Genomic DNA, 19,810 nt, shown 5'->3' with positions numbered 1-19,810 from the left:
GTACTGTTAGAACAGCTCCAGTTGACGCGGATTCAGACCCGTCGGCCGGACGTCCAGCATGTCCATGAACTGCTTGGCGTTGCCGGCGGCGTGCCCACCCGAGTTGTTGTTGAACAGGATGCACACTTCCGCCGCCTCTCGGGCCACTTCCCGAACGCGCGGCACCCACTCCGCCAGTTCCGCTTCGCTGTACTGGTAGAGATAGCGGACATCCCGCCAGTTTTGCCCTTCGCCCGGATCGCGCCAGCCGGAGACGTTCCGCCCGTGAAAGCGGATCAGGGCCAGCTTGGGGTCGGTCACGGCGACGACGACGGGGACGCAGCCGCTGCCTGCCTGCGGCTCGTCGCAGAGGACGTGTGCCGCCCCGATGGTTCTGAGAAACTCCAGCGTCTTCTCACGGTAGCGCGGCTCAAACCAACTGCGGTGGCGAAATTCCACGGCAAACGGATACGCGGCCAGCGCCTGCCGGCAGGCCTGGACGTACTGCACGTGCTCCCGCGTGCAGTCAAACCAGGGGGGATATTGAAACAGCAGCGCTTTCAGCTTGCCCGCCTCCACCAGCGGCTGGATGCTCTCCTCAAACTGGCGGAACAGTTCCCGCCGATCCAGGGGCGCTTCACTGCGCTGGTGGCCGGTCATCGCCTGATGCGGCTTGACGATGAAGCCAAAGCAGTCCGGTGTTTCACGCGCCCACGTCTCGTAATGGCGCTGCGGCAAAATGGCGTAAAAGGAACTGTCCAGTTCCACGATGGGGAAGTGGCCGGCGTAGACGGACAGCTTGTCCCGGCTGCGCGTCCCCGGGGGATACAGGTCGTAGTGATCTCCCCAGCCGCACACTCCCACATGGATCGTATTCATCTCAGCGCATACCTCCAACACCAACGGGGGAAGAAATGACCAATCGTTCAGGAACCGGCCCCTGCCCGTTCGTTCATGGCGGGACCCCTTTGCGATTAAGCATACCAAACTATGCCGGGAGGGAAAAGTGGCGAATGCCTCCCGGTTGCGCACCGGACGGCCCATGGTACAATCGACTGTAACGAGTCATGTTTGCTTGTGCCGTTGATGCACGCCACATTCCTGACGGAGGAGAAGCCGCATGTACGACAATCTGATGGGCCATCCCTTTGCCAGTCGAAACGCCGTTTTGTCTCTGGACCGGCACACGGCCAAACGCCTCCTGGCCGAAGCGCAGGAGGCGTTACCGTACGAGTATTCCGCGCTGCTGACAGGGCGCGGCTCTATGGTGACCGGCCATCTGCCGATACGCTCGGCCGGCCACGGCAGGCACGCGTTTTCGTGGGACGCCCCCTCCTTTTTTCAGGCGCTTGCCAGCGTGAGGAAGGCTGGCGTCCAGTGGGTCGGCGTCCTGCACAGCCATCCGACGACCCCGCCCGTTCCCTCCGAAGCGGACCAAAGCGGCTGGCACTATCCCCAGCTCGCCTACTGGATTCTCGGCCTCGCAGGCAGTCTCCCCGACCTGCGGCTGTACCAGTGGTCGGACGGCCGCTTTGTCGAGCGCCCCTACGCGCTTGCGGACATCACCTGAAGCGCGTCTCCACGGCAAGCGCCGCGCTGCCGCGCAGCGTTTGAACAACCATCCACGCCTGACGGGAGGAAGGGGATCACGGGTTTGAGACTCGATCCGGGGTTTTGAGAGAACTGCCGATCGTCCGGATCTTCAGCTCGACGTTTACGTCGACAACCATCTGTTCCATAAAGGTTTTGGGGTCGCGCTTCAACGCATGGTACAGGTCCGGGTGGTTTTTCAACCGGGTGGTCAGCCGGAACACATCCGCTTTGAACTCGTCTTTCAGCTTGTTCGCCGTCGCGGTCAGCCGTTTTTTCAGCATGGCCCCGTACCACCGCTCAGCCTTTCGGATCTGTTCCGGTTCGGAAAAGGAGGCGCCCATGCATTGGTATTCGATCAGCTCCGTCTCGAGGAAGACTTTAAACGTGAGATGCGGCCGGCCATTTTGCATGGCAGGCTCGATTCTGCTTCTCCCCGCCAAGAGCTGAAGCCCCGTTTTTTTGCCTCCGGAACACGGGAAGGACAGAAGCCCCCGTTCAATTTCATTCTGCAACAGGGACAGGTCCTGCATTTGATCCGTTGACAGGGTGCCCACCATTTTTTGGCGGTCAAATACGGCCGCTTGTTTCATGTTTATCTTTTTGTTTTTGTCCAACGACGCTTTTACCAGGATGAACGGTATGTGTCCCCGAACGCTTTTGGAGACCACCCCCAGGTTGGACTCGGGCATCACCAGCGTCCGCTGTACATTTGCCGCCATCTCCGCCATGTGCAGTGCCGGGGTGGGTTGGGAGATGCTCGGCGTGGTAAAGAACCGGGAAACCGGTCCATCCAGCACGATGATTTCCGTGTGGCGTCGCATCTGGGGCAGACGGGTCAAAAAGTCGTACAGCTCGTTGATGCCGTTTTTCGCCAATTTTTCCCCCACCCCGATGAGCTGCAGGTGAGCCAAATTGGGAATGCGATCGCTAAGGGATACGGTCCGCTCGATTCCTTCCGCGAACGACGGCGTCGTGATGACGATGTTCGTGTAGGCTTTACGACCGTTTGCCTGCGTACTGCCCCCCGCTCCCATATTCCCTCCTGCGCCTGCCGGTTCGACCACCTGTACGAGAACCTGGTACATCCGCATCTTTTTGCCTTTGTACGTGGCCGGAGGAAGCTCGTCAACACCGATGCCGACAATGACCGCCCGCTTCTCCAGCTCCCGGTAATCCCAGCATCCGGCAAGCAGGACGCCGATAAAAAGGATAACCGTGACGGCCGCGAGCCAGTTCCGCCGCCGTTTTGTCATGTCACATCACCGTCCTTGCGGGGAGAAGAGAGATGTCCCAGCTTGCGCCGCACAACAATGCACACCAGCATGATCAAGGGGTACGGAACGGTAAAAAACAATCCAACAAGCCCGACCTTGTCGGACCACTTCAGCATGGCGATCAAATTGTCGGGAATCAGCGACAAGACGAAGACCAGCGGCAGCAGCAGCACCATCCACCACCGCAACGCCAGGCGCGGAAACGTGCGATGGAACGAAAACGCACTGCTGAAAAAGAAGCCAAGGTGGGTGGTGTACGCGAGCGGAAGCCACAGGATGATCAGCAGCAGTTCGGCCCGCTCCACAAACTGGCGCACCAGCTCGATCGTCTTTGCCATGGTCACGACGGGAAAGGTCTGGGTGATGGTCACATCCGGACCAAGGGTCACCAGCGTGCCCAACACGAGAAAGGCGTAAAACATTCCCCCCGCGGCAATCGCGATCGACGTGCTGACGAAAGCCTTCTCCTTGCGGGTGACGAACGGATAGTACAGAAACAGCACTTCAAAGCCGAGGAACGAATAAATCGTTTGGGGAAGGGCCGAAATGACGGGACGGATGCCGTCCTGAAACGGAATTCGCAGTTCGGTCCAGTCGGCGCGCAGATAGGCCAGCAGAAAAAACATGACCATCAATAACAGCGTGACGGGCAGTCCCGATTCGAACATGCGGATGATCGGCATCAGCCCGTTCCATGCGGGGTACACGAGCACCAGCAGCATCGCGGCGATAATGACTTCCACAGGCGTAAACGGCAGCATTTCCTCTCTCACCACTTCGGCCATGACGCGAATGCCGGTAACGGTAAAGAACAGGTAGTACAAGCCCCATGCGACGTTCAACAGGCTGCCGATGATGGTTCCAAACAGCTTGGGATTGTAGTCAAACACGGTCTCATGCGGAAACGTGCGAGCCACCCGGTTGATCACCCACAGCGACGCGATCGCGCACAATCCCGCCAGGATGACGGTCAGCCACGCATCTTCCCGGGCTTTCTCCATCGCGCCTCTGGGCATGATGAGGAACCCTACTCCCACAAAAACGCCGAATTCAAACATGACAAGCTGGGTCGGACTAATCGCGGGACGCTGTTCCAGTCCTTGCACGAGTGATCATTCCTTTCGCGGAAAATGCAGCCTTTACTTGTTCCGCCGGTCGCGGTGCATCATCGGGGAGTCCCCCGCTTTCTTTGGCTTGCGCGTTTTCAGAAACGCGGGGCGCGTTTGCAGCTTTTTCACCGGAATTCGAACCAGCATATCCGTCCAATCCCGCAAACGCAGCGGAGAAAGCGGAGCCAGATAGGGAACGCCGAATGAAACAAGCCGGGCTACATGGGCGTGGATGAGGAACAGGCCCAGGATGAATCCGTAGGTCCCCAATAAACTGCTGCATAACAGCAGAAAGAACCGCAGAATCCGGTACGTGATGCCGAGATAATACACAGGCGCCGTGAAGGAGGAGATCGCGGTCAACGCGACGATGACGACCGTCACGGGACTTACCAGATTAGCGTTCACAGCCGCTTCGCCAATCACAAGCCCTCCGATGATGCTTACCGCCTGCCCGACCGGTTTGGGCAGCTTGATGCCGGCTTCGCGCAAAATCTCGATCATCAGTTCCATGATGAAAATTTCCACCAGAAAGGGAAACGCGACCTTGACCCGAGCGGCGTCCATGGAGATGAGGAGCCGAGTGGGAATCAGCTCCGGGTTGTACGCGACCAGCGACAAATACAGCCCGGGCGTCGTGATGCTGAGAAACAGGGCGATCATCCGCACGAAGCGGATCAGCGTGGCGTACTGCCAACTGGTGTAGTAATCGTCGACGGTTTCCAGCAGTTGAAAGAACGTGATCGGCAGAAGCAGCGCGTGCGACGCCCCCTCGACCATGACCGCCACGTTTCCCTCGATCAGATAGGAACAGGTGACGTCGGGCCGTTCGGTGGGGCGCAGTTGGGGAAACAGGGAGAACGAATTGTTCTCCAGGTATTCCTGAAGCTGCATCTGGCCGATCAGGCTGTCTGTTTCGATGCAGGAAAGACGCCGCCTCACTTCTTCCACGATGCGCGGATTGGCCACGTCCGCGAGGTACAATACGGCGGTTTCCTGCTTCGTCCGTCTTCCCACCACGACGGACTCCACCCGCAGATACGGGTCGCGCAGGCGCTGGCGAACCAGTCCGATATTGGTGTTGAGGGTTTCCACAAAACTTTCTTTCGGTCCAATGACGCTTTGTTCCGTGTCCGGCGGCTCGATGCTCCGGCCGTTTTCCTTCTTGACTCCGACAGCCAAACCGACTGACTCGCCGTCCACCAAGAGCAGCGCTTTGCCGTACAGGATCTGCTCGATCGCGGTCTGCCAGTCCTCCACCCGCTGTGTGTCACTTGCGGACACGATGCCCTCCTGGATGAACGGGAGCAGGCTTCTCTCCTCCTTGTCCCCGGTCACGGGGGACGCCTGAGCGGTCGGGAACAAGCCCGCTCTCTGCTGCAGGGACACGATCACCTGCCGGTTCAAGCGGTCGGGATCTGCCAGACTGCGCAGGAAGAACAGGCTGACTTTCCTGTCCAGACACGTGAGATGGCAGGCGGCAAAATCGCTGCTGCCGCCCAGCCGCTCCGTCAGCTCCTCCGCGTTTTTGACCAGCGACGCGTGAAGGGGCGTTTTCCCGATCGTGTTCACCGCTTGTTTTTCGCGTAACAGAAACCGCTTTGATTTATCCACCGATTTGCGCCAAAACAGGTTGAACTGCATAGGGGGTTCAAACCTTTCCTTCCATTCATTCCCTTCAAGCCTCTATAGTGTTGGCGAATCGCGGTCCAATTATGAATAAATTCCCCGCGGTTCCCGCCTGCTGCTCCGATCGACCTCACGTTTTAGGCGAAGGGATGGGCGCATGACAAAAAGCAGGCTTCCCCCCGGCGAGGGAAACCTGCTTGTGATGAACATGGAATGGCCCCAGCGGCCCCCTCCACAAAGGGGGGCGTCAGGTCTGCTGTTCCGCTGCGGACCTTGCCGGACGATGGGCAGTGTCCTGAGCCGGAAGCGGCTCAGCCGCGGCCGCCGCCTGCTGCGCCGCGGGCTGCGGAACGGCCGGGGCCTCCGGTTTGGTCGGCTGCATGAAGTCGGCGATCATTTTGTTCATGTCCAGACCGGAGACGTCCTTCAGCATTTCCGGAAGCTGGGCCATCAGCCTGGTCACGCTGCCGCTCAGCCGGTTGACGCCGTCGCCCTGCCCGCCGCCGGTGTCGATGATGGTCACCTTGTCGATCGCCTTCATCGGCTCGGCCACCTTCTCGGCCAGCTCAGGCAGCATCTTGGCGATGATGTCCAGCACGGCCGCCTGCCCGAACTTTTCGAACGCTTCGGCCAGCTTCTCCTTCCCTTCCGCCTCCGCTTCCAGCTTCAGGCGGGTAACCTCGGCCTCGGCGCTTCCTCGCGCCTTTTCCGCCTCGGCGATGGCCAGCCCTTCCAGCCGCTTCTGTTCGGCCAGCGCTTTCGCTTCCGCCTCGATGCGGTACTTCAGCGCGTCGGCTTCGCGGATTTTCTTCGCCTTTTCCGCTTCCGCCGCCTGTTCCACGGCATAGCGGTCGGCGTCCGCCTTTTTCTTCACTTCGGCGTCGTACTGCCGCTCGCGGCGCAGGATTTCCTTTTCCTCCAGCTCGATTTCCTTCTGCTTGCGGACGAGGTCGATTTTCATCTCCTCTTCCGTCACCTTTTGCTTCGCGACGGCTTCCTGCAGCTTGTAGGCCTGGTCGGCGACGGCTTTCGCCTTGTCCTGCTCCTGCTTGAAGGAGGCGATTTTCAGTTCCTTGTCCTTCTCCGCCTCGGCGATGTTGGTCTCTTTCAGCAGTTCCGCCTTGCGCGCCTCTTCTTCCGCCTGGGCCTGGCGGATGCGCGCTTCCTTGTCCGCTTCCGCCTGGGAAATCGTGGCGTCCCGCTTGACGGCCGCAATCTGCGGAATCCCCAGCGCCGCCAGGTAGCCGTTTTTGTCGCGCACGTCCTTGATCGTGAAGCTGACCACGGAGAGCCCCATCTTTTTCAGGTCCTTGGCGGCGACGGCCTGCACCTCCTGGGCAAAGCGCTCCCGGTTTTTGTAGATCTCCTCCACGGTCATGCTGCCGAGGATGGCGCGCAGGTAGCCTTCCAGCACTTCCTGGGCCTCCGCTTTCAGCGCGTCGTCCGACTTGCCCATGAACTGCTCCGCGGCTGTGGCGATGTCCTCGATCGACCCGCCCACCTTGATGATGGCGACACCGTCCGCCATCACCGGAACGCCCTGCTCCGTGTACACTTCCGGCGTGGAGACGTCCAGCTTGTGGGACAGCAGGCTGAGGAAGTTGGCCTGTTGGAAAATCGGCAGGATGAAGGCGCCGCCGCCCCGGACGATTTTCATCTTGCGGCCGGACTCGTCGCTGAGCACGTTTTTGGTGCCCAAAAAGCTGCCGGTCACGATCATCGCCTCATCGGCGCCCACCGTCTTGTACCGGGCCCAAAAAGCGATGCCCAGCACCACGAAGACGCTGACGACGACGGCGACGGTGACGAGAATGGTCGGTTCGTTCATAGCATGCTCTCCTTTTCTTCATAATGGGGGAACGGTGTGACATGCAGAACGTGGTCGCGCACCTCTACCACCACGACCCGCGTCCCTTCCCGGATCGGTTCGCCATCGACGCTGGCGGCCATGTGGTGGGTGGTGCCGGCCACCATGGCAATCAGCACTTCCCCCAGACCGCCCGAGGGGATCGACGTCCACACTTCGCCGATCTGGCCGACAAGCTGCTGCATCGAGTACCCGGTCGAGTTTTCCGCCTTCGCCATCGGCTCCACCCAGATAAAGTACGCCAGAACCGCCAGCGCCGCTCCGCCCGCAGCGGCCAAGCCCAGCACCGTCCACGCGGAAAAGGAAGTCAGACGGGACAGGAGCAAACCCGCGGCGCCAAAAGCGGTGATCCCGCTGACCAGGAGGACGGGCTGCAGCACCGGCAGATGGGCCTGTTCCAGCCAGTCGGAGACGGCCCCGCCCCAAAAAAGCGTCATCAACGTATAGACAAGGCCAAACGCCATGCAGATGAGGTAGACGGTATCCATCACGCCCATGTTTGTCACCCCTTTCCATTCCTGTCATCCTTTTCATACGTATGGGTAGGCCAAATGTTTCGATTTTTCGGCAATATTTTCATCGAAAGTGGGACTTGCGTTTCATGCTGGTCAGACAAAAAAAGCAGACGTCCCCGCCGCTTCGGACGGCAGGAACGTCTGTCAGGTTCCGGTCTCGGCGCTTTGATCACCCATCACGGACAGGGGACCGCCATACGGACCCCGTCCTCTTCCGGCCGGGCTCCGCCATTTTGATCGCCTCCGCCAGCCTGCGAATCCCCTCCTCCAGCGCCTCGCTGCTCTCCCACGAATACGTCAGCCGCATCCAGCCCGGCTCCGCTCCAAACACCTCTCCCGGCGTCATCACCACCCCCGCCCGGATCGCCGCCTCCAGCAGGTCCCGCCCGTCAACGGGCGTGTTCAGCCTGCACCAGATGTGGCAGCTTCCCGCCGGCACATTCCACGATGCCTCCTTCCGCAGGTGCGTGTCCAGTGCCGCCAGCATCCGGTCCCGCTGGGCGGTGAGAAACGGGCGCAGCCGCTCCATCTGTCTCTCCCACAGCCCTCCTTCCAGGGCCAGCCGGGCCAGCTGCTGCGAAACCGAGCTGGTGCCGTAGTCCATCTGCTGTTTGGCGTCGGCCAGCCGTTCGATGACCGCACGCGGCCCTGCCAGCCAGCCGATCCGCAGACCGGACGCGATCGTCTTGGACAAGCTGCCGACGTACAGGACGGAATCGCCGGTGTCCAGCGCCTTCAGCGGCAGCGGCGGACGCTTGGCCTCGTCCAGGGCGAGCGCTCCGTACGCGTCGTCCTCCACCACCGGAATCCGCAGTTCCCGGCAGACGGCCAGAAGCTGATGGCGGCGCGATTCGCTCAGCACGGTGCCGGTGGGATTGTGAAACGTCGGGTTGAGAAACACCATGCGAATCCGGTGTTTTTTGTACAGCGTCCGCATCTCGTCGGGGATCACTCCATCCTCGTCCATCGGGAGCCGGTAGAGGCGCAGCCCCGCCGACGCGAACAAGGGCAGCGAGTACGTGTACGAGGGTCCCTCCATGGCGATGGCATCGCCCGGGGCGAGCAGGCAGAGCGAAATGAGATGGAGGGCCTGCTGCGCGCCCGAGGTGATCAGGATCTCTTCGGGCGAGACGGCAATCCCGTAATGGGTGCGCAGGTGGGCGGACACGGCTTCGCGCAGATGCGGTTCCCCTTTGGGATGGACGTACCCCAACTCGATGGCATCCAGCTTTCCGCCGGGCAAACGCTCGAACCCCAGTGTTGGGAGCATCGCCGTCGCCAGGTCCGCCTTGGCCAGATTGATGATGGCCGGATTCCACCCGGCTTCGCGGATTCGCCTGACGATCGGCAGCGCCGGCAAAAACGCCCCGCCGGTGGTGTACTGGTGCCAGTTGGGCACTTTTTGCACGCCCCACAGGTGTCTGCTGACCCATGTGCCGCTCCCCTGCAGGGACTGGATCAGTCCGGCGGCGCGCAGCTCCTCGTAGGCAGCCGAAACGGTGCCCCGGTTGACGCCGTACTGGCGGGCCAGCGTCCGCTCTGGCGGCAGCGGGGCCCCCGGCGGCAGCGCACCGCTGACAATCTCATGTTCCAGATGCGCAGCGATCTGTTTGTAGACCGGCTGCTCCGCATGCTTGTCCGGCTTCCATTCCACGTCGCTTTCCCTCCCGATCCATCGTTTCCTCCCTTGTTCGACAAATTGGCTGATCCCCCCTGCTGCCAATTGGCTCAAGACTTTTCGCACAGCCTGCCCTACCATGGAGGATGCAACCACATGCTGTGAAAAAAGGATGGGATCATCATGGGAGTTCAAGCCCGAAGCCGGATCAGCCAGCCATCGGGAGCGTCGCAGGAAACCGCAGACCGGCGGGAAGAACGGCTCGGCCTCGTCTGGGGTCTGCTCGGCGTCTTCAGCTTCAGCCTGACGCTTCCGGCCACCAAGGCGGCCCTGACCGCCCTGTCTCCGCTCACGGTCGGGCTGGGGCGGGCGCTAGTCGCCGCCGTGCTGGCCGGTTTGGTGCTGCTGCTGAAACGGGAGCGGGTGCCGACCTGGCGGCAAACCAGGCAGCTCGTGATCGTCGCCGCGGGAGTGGTCGGCGGCTTTCCGTTTTTAACCGCCCGGGCGATGGAACGAGTGCCGGCCAGCCACGGCGCGATCGTGCTGGCCCTGCTGCCGCTGGCGACAGCGGGAGCGGCCGCGTTTTTCGCCGGGGAGCGTCCTTCCCGGCGGTACTGGATCTCCAGCGCCGCCGCCTGTCTGGCGATCCTGGCGTACGCAGCCGGCACCGGACTGGGCGGCCTGCAGCAGGCCGATCTGGCGCTGCTCGGCGCCGTGCTGGCCGCCGCCGTTGGATACGCCGTGGGCGGACAGCTGGCCCGCACGATGGGCGGCTGGCAGGTGATCAGTTGGGCGCTGGTCTTTTCCTTTCCACTCCTCGTCGTCCCCATGGCCGGCCCGCTCGTCTCCGAGCTGCGGAACGCTTCCTGGAGCGCGTGGCTGGGTTTTGGCTACGTCAGCGTGGTCAGCCAGTATCTCGGCTTCTTCGCCTGGTATCACGGCCTGGCCGTAGGGGGCGTGGCCCGTGTCGGCCAGACGCAGTACCTGCAGCCGTTTTTCACTCTCGCCGCTTCTGCCCTGCTTTTAGGCGAATCCATCACGCCGGGGGCGGTCGCCGCTGCCGTCATCGTCGTGGCCGCCGTAGCCCAAGGACGCCGTGCCGCCGTCATTCGCATCGAGCGGTCGTGACGGAAACAATCCGGCTGTGCCCTGTCCCTGGCTAAACGGAGCCGGACTGCTTTCCCGAGTGATGTCTTAAGCGGCAACACACAACGCTGACAGCGGATACCAACGCGCTGATCAGAAGCAGTTGACAACCCCGGTTCTGGCAGTGCATCTTTCCAAAGCAAAAAATCCGGATCTGCCCGCTTCCCTCGGCAGATCCGGATTGCGTTACCGGCTGTCTGAACTTTTTTGTCCCAATCCCTTTATGGACTGGACCGCCGCTGCATCCAGCTTCTTCAGAAGGGCGACGAGGAGTTTTACCGCATGGTCCAAATCATCCCGGTGGACGACAGAAACGTGGCTGTGAATGTAGCGGGCCGGCACGCCAATCACCATGGAGGGGATGCCGTTGTAAGCGGTGTGGATCTTTCCGGCATCGGTGCCGCCGCCCGGCATCACGTCGATCTGAAAGGGGATGCCGTGTTCCCGCGCCGTCTCTATGACGAAGTTTCTGAGTTTGATGTGAGGAATCATGGTTCGATCCAAAAATCCCAGCAGCGGCCCTTTGCCCAATCTGGTTTGCCCATCCTTTTGGGTCATGCCCGGCGTATCCCCGGCCACTCCGACATCCAGCGCAAACGCGATGTCCGGCGAAATCTTGTGCGCCAGCGTCTCGGCGCCGCGAAGTCCCACTTCCTCCTGAACGGTGGCGCCGGCGTAGACGGTATTGGACAGGTCCTCCCGTTGAATCTGCTCCATTACTTTCAGCGCAAGATAACAGCCTGCCCGGTTGTCCCACGCTTTCGCCAGCAAAAACTTGGGGTTGGGGAGGACTTCAAACGGACACACGGGAACCGCCGGGTCGCCCACCTGGACGCCGAACCGCTCCGCTTCCTCCCGGCTGGACGCTCCGATGTCGATAAACATGTTGTCGATCTCCAGCACGTTTTTTCGCTCTTCCAGCGAAAGAACATGAGGCGCTTTGGATCCAATCACCCCGGTCAGGTCTCCTGCGCCGGTCAGCACTTTCACCCGTTGGGCCAGCATCACGTGTCCCCACCAGCCGCCGAGCGGCAGAAACCGCAAAAATCCGTCTTCGGTGATGTGGGTAATCAGAAACGCCACTTCGTCAAGATGCGCCGCCAACAGGATTTTCGGTCCCGATTCCCCTTTTTTCCCGACGATGCTGCCCAGGTTGTCGGCGATCAGCTCCGTTTGCAGATCGGCCAGGTGTTTTCGCATCACCTCGTGGATGCGCACCTCAAATCCGGGCGGCCCGGCCGTCTCCGTCAGTTCCTTCATCAGCAGCAAATCCTTCTCCAGAACCCATCCCTCCTTTTGGTAACCCGATCGTTAGCCTTCCCCAATTGGTCAGCCGCCATGATCCCCGGCACGTGGTTCCCCCCTATTTTCACCCGGTCGTGCGGAAGTTCATTCGGGTCCAGCCGCTTTTTCCGACAAAAAAACCCTTCCCGGTTCCGGAAGGGCTCAGGCCAAGCGGCAGTAATAGGATTGGTTCAGGCGGATCGCAAGCGCCTGGACGGCATCGCGATCCACTTCATCCGGCAGGGGGGAACGCTCGTAAGCGGCGGTCATTTCCGCAAACAGCGTTTCGGCGCAGGCGAGCACGTCCGCAAGCGGCCACTCACCCCGCTTGATCGCCGCCAGCTCGCTGGCCCGGGGGCGGTGCACCTGCAGCGCTCCCGTTTCCAACAGCTCCCGTCCCATCTGCAAGAGCCTGATCAGATGGTGGGCGTCTTTGGCGTCGTAGGGCTCCCCTTTTCTCGCCAGCTTGCGGATGCTGCCGATGGCGTACCCGCCGTAGGAGCGGTAGAGGCGTTTGGACAAAAACAGGTCCCGGTGGGCCCGCAGCTCTTCGCCCCGCTCATCGGCGTACAGGACGTGGGCAGGCTCCACATGGAGCATTTCCAGGATCGTGGGGTTTCCCTTCACCGCCAGTTTGAGGTACTTGGTCAGGGCGTACACGACCGTGTCCGGTACATCCAGGATCGTCTGCTCGTACGTCTCCAGGCCGAATACGGCTTCCACCGGGGCGAAGGCGATCCCGCGCAGGTCCACGTCGCTCTCGTTCGTCTCCGTTCCGTAGCTGCGGCTGCCCCCGTACGCCAGGTAGCAAAGCCGGTCCCGCAGGTCGGGCGCCTGCCGCAAAACGGCCGCCAGCATCGATTCGTTCATTGTCTGTCACCGCCCCTCTGCCGCCATGTTCGCCACCGGCTCATTCCTGTTGGGAACGGCTGCCGATGTAGCCGGGGATGTACCCCGTTTCCGTCAGCGCTTGGATCACCTGCTCGCGCCGCAGCGGGTTGTACAGCGGACACGTGCAAAACTCCTCCACCGGCACCCACCCGGCCCAGTCAATCTCTTCGTCGTCCAGTCCGCCGGGGATGGGCGCCGTCTCCTCCCCGACCAACCGGGCCAGGACGCCGATGCCGATCGTGTGCTTGCCGTCACCGGCGGTGTCGATCCGTTCATCCACCCAGAGCATCCGCTCAAACTCCACCAAAAGGCCGGTCTCTTCCCATACCTCGCGCCTCACCGCCTCCGGAATGGTCTCCAGAAACTCCACGCTGCCGCCGGGCAGGCTGTAACAGGGCTGTCCGCCGCTTTTTTCCCTGATCAACAAAATCGCGCCCTGGTGTTCCACCACTACGGTGACCCTCATACGAATCGCTTTCATTCCGCTCGCTCCCTTTTCATATGACAGGGGGACGCGTCACATCCAGAGAATTGACTCCGGTCTCCGCAAAGCGTTTCTCCAGTGCGTCGAGTCCTTCGTTCTTTACAAAAGCGGCCTCCGATTCGGAGATGGCGTGCAGCATCATCATCCGAACCACGTCGCTTCCGTCGGTAAAGAGGTCGAAGCCGTCCGCTTCAAAATAGGGGGAAGTGGCCAGCGCCCAACGCAGGCAGGAGCCCTCGGCAATGGGTTCCCGGAGCAAAAAGACATCCCCGTCCCCAAGCCGCCTTCCCTGTTCGCGCCACAGCCGGGCCACCTGTCCGGCCACGTGCCCGAGGTGGGTGACCATCGCGGGGTTGAACCGGTACGAATAGAAGACGCACTCCGTTCCTCCCGTATGATGCAGCTCCAGCGTCACGTAGGTCCACCAGCCCCGTTTGCGCGTGGCCGGATAGACGGCGATCAGCACGTCCGCCTCCTCGGATTGATACAGTTCTCCCCGGCTGCCAAACGCATGGTTGAAATGGTGAAGCAGTTGGGTTACTACATTCATATGTATGTCTCCATTCACAGTTATGTCTGCATCCCCGCGGTCCGGGTTTTTTCCCTATCTGTAGTATATAGAAAGAAAAGCGGCTTTTGCCATGCCGTGCGGGGAGAAAATCGCCCATTCGCCCCTCCCATTGTCGATTCCAACCATCAGGCGGCAACCCTCCATCAAACAAGAACCCCCATACCAGCAACTTGTCTGCTCGTTGGGGGCAATCTGTCTGTATCGGATTGTTTCAGGAGGCATCCAGGCGGATGATCCGGCTGCATGCTTCCGCCACTACATCATCATGCGTCACGATGATGATGGTCTTTCCTTCCTGGTGGAGTCCCTGCAGGATAGCCAGGATTTCGTTTCGGTTGTCCGCATCCAGCGAGCCGGTCGGTTCATCTGCCAGGATGAGCTCGCAAGGTTTCAAGAGGATTCTCGCAATGGCAACCCGCTGCTGCTCTCCCCCGGAGAGCTCATGGATGTTCTGCTTGAGCGAAATGTTCAACCCGACCCGTTCCAAGGCAGATTGTTTCATCTCCTGCTTTTCTTTTCGATTGAGTTTCGCATAGATCAGCGGAATCTCCAGATTGTCGTCCACCGTGGCGTGATCGATGAGCGCAAAGTTTTGGAACAGATAGGAAATGGCATTCCGGCGAAGCCGGTTGGCTCTGCCTGATCCGACCGGCGGGTTTTTCTCGCTGCACACCTGGACGATGCCGCTGTCCGGCTTTTCCAGCAGTCCCAGCATGTTGAGGATTGTGGATTTGCCCGAACCGCTTTTCCCTGTAATGGCCACCATCTCTCCCTTTTGAATCGCCAGGCTTAGATTGTCGATCACGAGGCGGCGGCCATAGCTTTTGCTGACATTGATCAATTCACAGATATTCGGCATCCGATTTAACTCCCTCCCTTGAGAACCCGCACCTTGTTCTTCTGCTCCACCATCATCAAGGCGATTACAGAAAGAACCCCCTCCACGACAAACAAAAACCAGGTACACAATGAGAACTTGTCCTTCGTACAAGCAAACGGGGAGAAGATCGAACCATAATTTCCCTTTATATCGTACATGCGCAAATGACAATGATGGACACACGCAAGCCGGAGGAAGTGAACCCGCTGCGTAATGCCGGTGCGGACGGCATGATCACCGACTTCCCCGATTATTTGCCCCGCAAAAAGAAGGAACCCGCACGCACCGTCCAATGCCGATGAGGCTGTCCCTGCCGACAGCCTCATTTCCTGTTTGCGAATAAAAAAACAGACAACCGTTGCATCATGGTTGTCCGTGCACAAATCATTCCCCCATGATCACTTGCCCAGCATTCGGCTGGAAACCGGTTCCCATCTGCATGCTCCCAAACAGATGGAAAACGATGCTTTCTCCCTGCAGGTGAGGTACGTTCACATGGAAGGGGACAAAAAAAGGGGGCAAAGCCCACTGTCTGGGCTCCACCCCCTTGCTACATCTAGGATTATCCGATGGAACCTTCCATCTCGAACTTGATCAGGCGGTTCATTTCTACCGCGTACTCCATCGGCAGTTCCTTGGTGAACGGCTCGATGAAGCCCATGACGATCATCTCGGTCGCTTCCGCTTCGGACAGACCGCGGCTCATCAGGTAGAAGAGCTGGTCCTCGGACACCTTGGAGACCGTCGCCTCGTGCTCCAGCGTGATGTTGTCGTTCATGATCTCGTTGTACGGGATCGTGTCGGACGTGGACAGTTTATCCAGAATCAGCGTGTCGCACTTGATGTTGGACTTGGAGCCTTCCGACTTGCGGCCAAACTGGGCCAGACCGCGGTAGGTCACTTTGCCGCCGTCGCGGGAGATGGACTTGGAAATGATCGTGGACGTGCAGTCCGGCGCCAGGTGAACCATTTTCGCCCCCGCGTCCTGATGCTGTCCTTTGCCCGCCACCGCGATGGAGAGAACGGTCCCTTTGGCGCGCGGTCCTTTCATGATCACGGCCGGGTATTTCATCGTCAGCTTGGAGCCGATGTTGCCGTCGATCCACTCCATCGTCGCGTCCGCGTATGCGACGGCGCGCTTGGTCACGAGGTTGTAGACGTTGTTGGACCAGTTCTGGATGGTTGTGTAACGACAGCGTCCGCGCTCTTTCACGATGATTTCCACCACGGCGGAGTGCAGCGAGTCGGTGCTGTAAATCGGGGCGGTACAGCCTTCGACGTAGTGCACGAAGGCGTCCTCATCCACGATGATCAGCGTGCGCTCAAACTGCCCCATGTTCTCCGAGTTGATGCGGAAATACGCCTGCAGCGGGGTTTCCACCTTCACGCCCTTCGGCACGTAGATGAAGGAGCCGCCGGACCATACCGCCGAGTTGAGCGCCGCGAACTTGTTGTCCGCCGGCGGAATGACGGTGGCAAAGTACTCCTTCACGATGTCCGGGTAGAGCTTCACCGCGGAGTCCATGTCGCAGAAGAGCACGCCCAGCTTTTCCAGGTCTTCCTGCATGTTGTGGTAGACGACCTCGGATTCGTACTGGGCGGAAACGCCGGCGAGGAACTTCTGCTCCGCTTCCGGAATGCCCAGCTTGTCAAAGGTCGCCTTGATTTCCTCCGGCACTTCGTCCCAGCTGCGTCCGGTCTTTTCGGACGGCTTGACGTAGTACGTGATGTCGTCGAAGTTGAGGTCGTCCAGGTTGCCGCCCCACTTCGGCATCGGCATTTTCAAAAAGATGTCCAGCGCTTTCAGACGGAATTCGAGCATCCACTCCGGTTCGCCCTTGATGCGGGAGATTTCCTCCACGATCTCGCGGGTCAAGCCCTTTTTCGTACGGAAGACGGAGACGTCCTTGTCGTGAAAGCCGTACTGGTATTCCTGCAATTCAGGGGCTTTCTTAGCCATCCTTACTCACTCCTTTTTGTTGACATGGCGGCTTGACAGCCTGACGAACTTACGACTCCCCGGCCTGTCTGATCCCCTGCTCCAGCGCCTTCCAGGCCAGCGTGGCGCACTTGATCCGCGCCGGAAACTTGGCGACCCCGGACAGCGCCTCGATGTCGCCCAGGTCGATCGAATCGTCGATCTCCTTGCCCTGCATCATGTCGGAGAAGATGTGCGCCAGCTTGAGCGCTTCTTCCGCCGACTTGCCCTTGACCGCCTCCGTCATCATCGAGGCGGACGACATGCTGATCGAGCAGCCTTCGCCGAGAAATTTGGCGTCCACCACCTTGCCCTCCTCCACCTTCAGGGAGAGCGAGATGCTGTCGCCACAGGTCGGGTTGTTCAGGTTGACAACAAGTCCTTCCGATTCATCCAGCTTGCCGCGGTTGCGCGGCTTCTGGTAGTGGTCCATGATCACGCGGCGGTACAGATCATCAAGAGAAGACATTGCCAAAGTACTCCTTCGCCTTTTTCAACCCCGCCACCAGCGCATCCACTTCTTCTTCCGTGTTGTACAGGTAGAAGCTCGCCCGGGCGGTAGCCGTGACGTTCAGCCAGCGCATCAGCGGCTGGGCGCAGTGATGGCCCGCGCGAATGGCGATGCCGTGGCTGTCCAGCACCGTCGCCAGATCGTGTGGATGGACCTCGGCCAGGTTGAATGTGATTAAGCTGCTGCGGTTTTCCGCCGGGCCGTAAATGGTCAGCCCTTCGATTTCCCGCATCTGCTCCATAGCATATGCCACCAGTTTTTTCTCATGCCGTTCAATGTTGTCGAGTCCGATTTCCTGCAAAAAGTCGATGGCCGCTCCCAATCCGATGGCGCCGGCAATGATCGGCGTTCCGCCCTCGAACTTCCAGGGAAGCTCTTTCCAGGTGGAATCGAAGTGCTCCACGAAGTCGATCATCTCGCCGCCGAATTCGACCGGCTCCATCCGCTCCAGGACCTCGCGCTTGCCGTACAGCACGCCGACGCCGGTCGGGCCGCACATCTTGTGGCTGGAAAACGCGTAGAAGTCGCAGTCCAGCTCCTGCACGTCGATCTTTTTGTGGGGAGCCCCCTGGGCGCCGTCGACGAACAGCAGCGCGCCGTGGCGGTGGGCAATCTCGGCGATCTCCTTCACCGGCGTGGTGTCGCCGAGCACGTTGGAGACGTGGTGGATGGCGACCAGTTTGGTGTTGGCCGTAATCGCCTGCTTCACCGCCTCCAGCGTCACCGTGCCGTCTTCCGCCAGCGGAATGAACTTGAAGGTGGCGCCGGTCGCCTTGGCCGCCTGCTGCCAGGGGATGAAGTTGCTGTGGTGCTCCACCAGGGTGGTCACGATCTCGTCGCCCGGCTTGAGAAACGCACGGGCGAATCCGTAGGCCACCATGTTGACGGCCGTGGTCGTGCCCCGGGTAAAGACGACTTCCGCCGCCTCGCGGGCGTTGATGAAGGCGCGGACCTTCTCACGCGCGCCTTCGTATCCGTCTGTCGCCCTGCTGCCCAGGGTGTGCACGCCGCGGTGCACGTTGGAGTTGTACTCCTTGTAGTACTTGTCGACCGCTTCGATCACCTGGATCGGCTTTTGCGAGGTAGCCGCGTTGTCCAGGTAGACGAGCGGGTGGCCGTTTACCTCTTGGTGCAGGATGGGAAAGTATTGACGAAGCTCTTTGGCGTTCATCAGCCCAACTTCCTTTCGAGCGCCTGGCGCAGCCGGTTCTTCACTTCATCGATCGGAATCTCAGCGACAACCGGTTCCAGGAAGCCGAGGATAATCAAACGCTCCGCTTCCTGGCGGTCGATCCCGCGAGACATCAGGTAATAGATGCTCTCCTCGCTCACCCGTCCCACCGACGCGGCGTGACCCGCTTTCACGTCGTCCTCGTCGATCAGGAGAATCGGGTTGGCGTCGCCGCGCGCTTTTTCGCTGAGCATGAGGATGTTTTCCGCCTGCTCGCCGTTTGCCTTTTCGGCGCCTTTTTCAATTTTGGTGATACCGTTCAAAATGGTCGTCGCTTCGCCCGTCATTACCGCCTTGCTGACCATGTCGGACTCGGAATGCGTGCCGATGTGCTGCACCTGGGAGGTCAGGTTTTGGCGCTGATCGCCGGTTCCCACGGAGACGGTCTTGGTCTCGGCGGAGGAAGCGGTGCCCTTGAGGATCGTCGTGTTGTTGGCCACGGTGTTGCCGTCGTTCATCTCGCCCAGGATCCACTCCATCTTGCCGTCGCGGTCAACGGTGGCGCGGCGGAACGTGTAGTCGTGGACGTCCTTGGAGAGGGAACGAACGGATGCCACCTGCACGGACGCGCCCGGGCCGACATACACTTCCACGATGCTGTTGGCCACCATGTTGCGGCCTTCGCCGGAGACGTAGGTATCCACGTAGGTCACCTTGCTGTTCGCTTCCGCCACGATCAGCACGTGCGGGCAGAGCAGCGCGTTGTCGCCCGCCACTTCAAATACGGCCTGCAGCGGCACGTCCAGCTCCACGTTTTTCGGGACGTAGAGGAAGACCCCGCCGTTGACCACGGCCGTGTGCAGCGCGGTCAGCTTGTGCTCGTCGTACGCCACGACGTTCAGCAGGTATTTTTGCACCAGATCGCCGTGCTCGCGCAGCGCGGTCGCCAGGTCGGTAAAGATGACACCCTTGCTCTTCAGCTCGTCCGCTGCCGCGTGAAACACCGCGGAAGCGTTTTTCTGCACGATCAGGCTTTTTACCGCATTCGCATCGATCTGCGCTTTCACCACGTCGTCCAGTTCGGTTGCGGCGGATACGCTGGCGCTGGTCTGAAACGGCTCAAACTGATCGATGTTCCATTTGTCGATTTTGGTTTTCTCCAAAGCGGGCAGTGGCAGTTCGCCCGCCGCCTTCAAGCCGGCCAGACGCTTTTCCAAGAACCAGGCAGGCTCTCGGTTGGCCTTGGAGAACTCGGTGATCGCTTCACGGTCGAAGCGGAGCTGTACATCCACACTCATCTCACTGCTGCC

General features: G+C 60.4%; 19 protein-coding genes. 2 read left to right on the top strand and 17 right to left on the bottom strand.

What is annotated here, in order from left to right; genetic code table 11:
* Positions 1 to 6 precede the first annotated feature (6 nt).
* Positions 7 to 858 carry a DUF72 domain-containing protein gene (locus M516_RS0106165; RefSeq protein ID WP_029098344.1) on the bottom strand — a complete coding sequence of 284 codons (852 nt, stop codon included), beginning with the start codon at positions 856 to 858 and terminating at the stop codon, positions 7 to 9.
* Between the two features lie 241 nt (positions 859 to 1,099).
* Here M516_RS0106165 and M516_RS22855 point away from each other — a divergent pair, with 241 nt between their 5' ends.
* Complete coding sequence (locus M516_RS22855) at positions 1,100 to 1,549, top strand: M67 family metallopeptidase (RefSeq protein ID WP_035289019.1); 450 nt, start codon at positions 1,100 to 1,102, stop codon at positions 1,547 to 1,549.
* Positions 1,550 to 1,625: 76 nt separating this feature from the next.
* Here the strand turns inward: M516_RS22855 and M516_RS0106155 are convergent, their stop codons facing one another.
* From M516_RS0106155 to M516_RS22840, 6 genes are all read right to left on the bottom strand, one after another.
* On the bottom strand, positions 1,626 to 2,825 hold the full coding sequence (locus M516_RS0106155) for a Ger(x)C family spore germination protein (RefSeq protein WP_029098343.1): 1,200 nt from the start codon (positions 2,823 to 2,825) through the stop codon (positions 1,626 to 1,628).
* A complete protein-coding gene (locus M516_RS0106150) occupies positions 2,822 to 3,952 on the bottom strand; it encodes a GerAB/ArcD/ProY family transporter (protein ID WP_029098342.1) in 1,131 nt (376 codons plus the stop codon). Before M516_RS0106150 ends, M516_RS0106155 begins: the two co-directional genes overlap by 4 nt.
* Positions 3,953 to 3,985: 33 nt before the next feature.
* A complete protein-coding gene (locus M516_RS22850; RefSeq protein WP_051188114.1) occupies positions 3,986 to 5,599 on the bottom strand; it encodes a spore germination protein in 1,614 nt (537 codons plus the stop codon).
* Positions 5,600 to 5,831: 232 nt separating this feature from the next.
* Positions 5,832 to 7,412, bottom strand: coding sequence for a flotillin family protein (locus M516_RS22845; RefSeq protein WP_051188113.1), 1,581 nt, complete (start codon positions 7,410 to 7,412; stop codon positions 5,832 to 5,834).
* On the bottom strand, positions 7,409 to 7,948 hold the full coding sequence (locus M516_RS0106135) for an NfeD family membrane protein (protein ID WP_029098341.1): 540 nt from the start codon (positions 7,946 to 7,948) through the stop codon (positions 7,409 to 7,411). The genes M516_RS22845 and M516_RS0106135 overlap by 4 nt, the downstream gene beginning before the upstream one ends.
* A 187-nt stretch (positions 7,949 to 8,135) precedes the next feature.
* Entirely contained in the window at positions 8,136 to 9,620 is a 1,485-nt protein-coding gene (locus M516_RS22840; RefSeq protein WP_051188112.1) for an aminotransferase-like domain-containing protein, read from the bottom strand.
* A gap of 147 nt (positions 9,621 to 9,767) precedes the next feature.
* Between M516_RS22840 and M516_RS0106125 the strand changes: the two genes are divergently transcribed.
* Positions 9,768 to 10,712, top strand: a complete 945-nt coding sequence (locus M516_RS0106125; RefSeq protein ID WP_081656460.1) for a DMT family transporter — start codon at positions 9,768 to 9,770, stop codon at positions 10,710 to 10,712.
* A 204-nt stretch (positions 10,713 to 10,916) separates the two neighbouring features.
* Here M516_RS0106125 and M516_RS0106120 read toward each other — a convergent pair whose 3' ends face one another.
* The 10 genes from M516_RS0106120 to sufD all read right to left on the bottom strand — a co-directional run bounded on the left by M516_RS0106120 (position 10,917) and on the right by sufD (position 19,798).
* A complete protein-coding gene (locus M516_RS0106120; RefSeq protein ID WP_035289143.1) occupies positions 10,917 to 11,990 on the bottom strand; it encodes a M42 family metallopeptidase in 1,074 nt (357 codons plus the stop codon).
* A gap of 186 nt (positions 11,991 to 12,176) precedes the next feature.
* Positions 12,177 to 12,884 carry a nucleotidyltransferase domain-containing protein gene (locus M516_RS22835; RefSeq protein ID WP_051188111.1) on the bottom strand — a complete coding sequence of 236 codons (708 nt, stop codon included), beginning with the start codon at positions 12,882 to 12,884 and terminating at the stop codon, positions 12,177 to 12,179.
* 40 nt (positions 12,885 to 12,924) lie between these two features.
* The gene (locus tag M516_RS0106110) at positions 12,925 to 13,386 is read right to left on the bottom strand and encodes an NUDIX domain-containing protein (RefSeq protein ID WP_029098338.1); all 462 of its coding nucleotides are present in this window, start codon (positions 13,384 to 13,386) and stop codon (positions 12,925 to 12,927) included.
* A 16-nt stretch (positions 13,387 to 13,402) separates the two neighbouring features.
* The gene (locus M516_RS0106105) at positions 13,403 to 13,939 is read right to left on the bottom strand and encodes a suppressor of fused domain protein (protein ID WP_029098337.1); all 537 of its coding nucleotides are present in this window, start codon (positions 13,937 to 13,939) and stop codon (positions 13,403 to 13,405) included.
* Between the two features lie 232 nt (positions 13,940 to 14,171).
* Positions 14,172 to 14,819 carry an ABC transporter ATP-binding protein gene (locus M516_RS0106100; protein ID WP_029098336.1) on the bottom strand — a complete coding sequence of 216 codons (648 nt, stop codon included), beginning with the start codon at positions 14,817 to 14,819 and terminating at the stop codon, positions 14,172 to 14,174.
* Positions 14,820 to 14,824: 5 nt separating this feature from the next.
* Complete coding sequence (locus M516_RS0106095; RefSeq protein WP_029098335.1) at positions 14,825 to 15,223, bottom strand: hypothetical protein; 399 nt, start codon at positions 15,221 to 15,223, stop codon at positions 14,825 to 14,827.
* A 179-nt stretch (positions 15,224 to 15,402) separates the two neighbouring features.
* Positions 15,403 to 16,800 carry a Fe-S cluster assembly protein SufB gene (gene sufB / locus M516_RS0106090; RefSeq protein ID WP_029098334.1) on the bottom strand — a complete coding sequence of 466 codons (1,398 nt, stop codon included), beginning with the start codon at positions 16,798 to 16,800 and terminating at the stop codon, positions 15,403 to 15,405.
* A 49-nt stretch (positions 16,801 to 16,849) separates the two neighbouring features.
* Complete coding sequence (sufU, locus tag M516_RS0106085) at positions 16,850 to 17,287, bottom strand: Fe-S cluster assembly sulfur transfer protein SufU (protein ID WP_029098333.1); 438 nt, start codon at positions 17,285 to 17,287, stop codon at positions 16,850 to 16,852.
* A complete protein-coding gene (locus M516_RS0106080; RefSeq protein ID WP_029098332.1) occupies positions 17,274 to 18,500 on the bottom strand; it encodes a cysteine desulfurase in 1,227 nt (408 codons plus the stop codon). The genes sufU and M516_RS0106080 overlap by 14 nt, the downstream gene beginning before the upstream one ends.
* Positions 18,500 to 19,798, bottom strand: coding sequence for a Fe-S cluster assembly protein SufD (gene sufD, locus M516_RS0106075; protein ID WP_029098331.1), 1,299 nt, complete (start codon positions 19,796 to 19,798; stop codon positions 18,500 to 18,502). The genes M516_RS0106080 and sufD overlap by 1 nt, the downstream gene beginning before the upstream one ends.
* Positions 19,799 to 19,810 lie beyond the last annotated feature (12 nt).

Origin of the sequence: Brevibacillus thermoruber 423, assembly GCF_000454065.1 — a bacterium.
Taxonomy (GTDB): Bacteria; Bacillota; Bacilli; order Brevibacillales; family Brevibacillaceae; genus Brevibacillus; species Brevibacillus thermoruber.
Note: the sequence above shows the minus strand (reverse complement) of the source record. Positions and strands in the feature narration are given on the sequence as shown.

Excerpts from the sequence above, each read along its gene's own strand:
- M516_RS0106110 (WP_029098338.1), bottom strand. The coding sequence starts at position 13,386 with ATGAAAGCGATTCGTATGAGGGTCACCGTAGTGGTGGAACACCAGGGC.
- M516_RS0106100 (WP_029098336.1), bottom strand. The coding sequence starts at position 14,819 with ATGCCGAATATCTGTGAATTGATCAATGTCAGCAAAAGCTATGGCCGC.
- M516_RS22845 (WP_051188113.1), bottom strand. The coding sequence starts at position 7,412 with ATGAACGAACCGACCATTCTCGTCACCGTCGCCGTCGTCGTCAGCGTC.
- sufB (WP_029098334.1), bottom strand. The coding sequence starts at position 16,800 with ATGGCTAAGAAAGCCCCTGAATTGCAGGAATACCAGTACGGCTTTCAC.
- sufD (WP_029098331.1), bottom strand. The coding sequence starts at position 19,798 with ATGAGTGTGGATGTACAGCTCCGCTTCGACCGTGAAGCGATCACCGAG.
- M516_RS0106120 (WP_035289143.1), bottom strand. The coding sequence starts at position 11,990 with ATGAAGGAACTGACGGAGACGGCCGGGCCGCCCGGATTTGAGGTGCGC.
- M516_RS0106135 (WP_029098341.1), bottom strand. The coding sequence starts at position 7,948 with ATGGGCGTGATGGATACCGTCTACCTCATCTGCATGGCGTTTGGCCTT.
- M516_RS0106105 (WP_029098337.1), bottom strand. The coding sequence starts at position 13,939 with ATGAATGTAGTAACCCAACTGCTTCACCATTTCAACCATGCGTTTGGC.
- M516_RS22855 (WP_035289019.1), top strand. The coding sequence starts at position 1,100 with ATGTACGACAATCTGATGGGCCATCCCTTTGCCAGTCGAAACGCCGTT.
- M516_RS0106125 (WP_081656460.1), top strand. The coding sequence starts at position 9,768 with ATGGGAGTTCAAGCCCGAAGCCGGATCAGCCAGCCATCGGGAGCGTCG.
- M516_RS0106165 (WP_029098344.1), bottom strand. The coding sequence starts at position 858 with ATGAATACGATCCATGTGGGAGTGTGCGGCTGGGGAGATCACTACGAC.
- M516_RS22835 (WP_051188111.1), bottom strand. The coding sequence starts at position 12,884 with ATGAACGAATCGATGCTGGCGGCCGTTTTGCGGCAGGCGCCCGACCTG.
- M516_RS0106155 (WP_029098343.1), bottom strand. The coding sequence starts at position 2,825 with ATGACAAAACGGCGGCGGAACTGGCTCGCGGCCGTCACGGTTATCCTT.
- sufU (WP_029098333.1), bottom strand. The coding sequence starts at position 17,287 with ATGTCTTCTCTTGATGATCTGTACCGCCGCGTGATCATGGACCACTAC.
- M516_RS22850 (WP_051188114.1), bottom strand. The coding sequence starts at position 5,599 with ATGCAGTTCAACCTGTTTTGGCGCAAATCGGTGGATAAATCAAAGCGG.
- M516_RS0106080 (WP_029098332.1), bottom strand. The coding sequence starts at position 18,500 with ATGAACGCCAAAGAGCTTCGTCAATACTTTCCCATCCTGCACCAAGAG.